Here is a 1,439-nt window from a genome sequence, read left to right on the forward strand (position 1 = left end):
TTGTAATTGCTCAACTAGGGGAAAAAAGGGAGCCATGAATAGAAAGGGCTTGTTGAATAGCTTGATAAGCGGTTAAGCCTTGCCTTTTACCAGTATTCACAACTGAACGAACCGCCGCAAATAAATCTCGCCCCCATTCTGAACGAAAGCAATTGGTCACGCGGCGAAATATCACGCTCATCCGAATCGCTTGTTCGCTAGAATTATTTGTAGGTGGAATTGTCACATCTTCCAGAAATAAGAACAAATTATCCATCAGCTCGCCATAGCGTTTTCGTAACCGGACACCATCCGGCTGATGTGGTGCTAAACTCAAAATTCTGGTTAATCTTTCCCGTAAATTGCTGCGATATCGCTCCAGCTTAGTCTCGTCCATCCTGTCGCGTCGTCGATGGATGACAAAAGCCCTTAATAATAACCTCTTCATCGCTGGGGCAAAAATCCTGTCTCCAGCATCAATGGCATATTGGCAATCCCGCAGTTGATGGGCTAAACACACTTGCCATTGTGCTGCTGGGTGATTTTTTTGAGCGCTAAATAGATCTGATACCCACACTTGCGGACGATGTTCCCCAAGAACGGAGCTAATTACTCCAGCCCCTCGACTCGGACGGATGACATGCAGGCAAATATCTTGGTTCTGAAACACCCACTCCCATTGGTTTTGTCCGTTAACTCTGGCGCTGGTTTCATCCGAGCAAATTAATTTTGCCTGTCGCAATCGTTGTAGTATCTGATTTACTTGGTCATCTAAACTGGTTTTGACGGTACCCAAGAGGTTGGCTATCGCTCCTTCGGAGATCTTGATCCCGAAAACTTCTGACAAGATTCCCGACAGCCGTTCGTAGCCGATCGCATGAGTGTAGCGCAGATATGTGACTAAGCTTTGAATCTCCCGGCCAAATGGTGAACCTGGTTCCATTCCTGCGGGTACGGGGGCCAGATAGTCGGTTTGACAACAGGTGCAGCGACCACCATAACGCTCAATGCGGCTGACGATCGGACGAATTGGTGGTAGTTCTATTTTGTCATAGACGGATTGCAATTTTTGGGCTCTGGCAGTTACTGTTTCTCCACACTGGGGGCAACTTTTGATTTGAGCGATAATGATTTGGTCGGGTTCGGGATGTAGGTATCTTCCCCCTCCTGCTCTGCCTAAGCTTTTTTGTCTTTTGAGTCCTTTTATTTTCGATGGTCCGATGTTTGGCTTAAATCCTTTTGATGGTGGAGTGCTGGAATTCGAGCTGGTTTTAGCCGGGGATGAGTCTGGTTTTGATTCGTCAGTGGTTAATGCTGCGCGCAGTTTTTCGATTTCCTGCCATAGCTCTACTATCAAGGCGTCTTTGGCCTCGTCCGATAGTTGTTTTAGGTCAGGGAGTTTTTTCATTCCTTTATCTAATGTCTATCTCGTTCTCTTGTCAAGGGGGTTGAGCAATTAC

General features: G+C 46.7%; 1 protein-coding gene. It reads right to left on the reverse strand.

What is annotated here, in order from left to right; all coding sequences use genetic code 11:
* Nucleotides 1-10 precede the first annotated feature (10 nt).
* Nucleotides 11-1,387 carry an IS66 family transposase gene (gene tnpC / locus QUA54_RS34215; RefSeq protein WP_333419474.1) on the reverse strand — a complete coding sequence of 459 codons (1,377 nt, stop codon included), beginning with the start codon at nucleotides 1,385-1,387 and terminating at the stop codon, nucleotides 11-13.
* Nucleotides 1,388-1,439: the final 52 nt, after the last annotated feature.

The sequence above is a fragment of the Microcoleus sp. MOSTC5 genome, assembly GCF_036701825.1.
Taxonomy (GTDB): Bacteria; Cyanobacteriota; Cyanobacteriia; order Cyanobacteriales; family Microcoleaceae; genus Microcoleus; species Microcoleus asticus.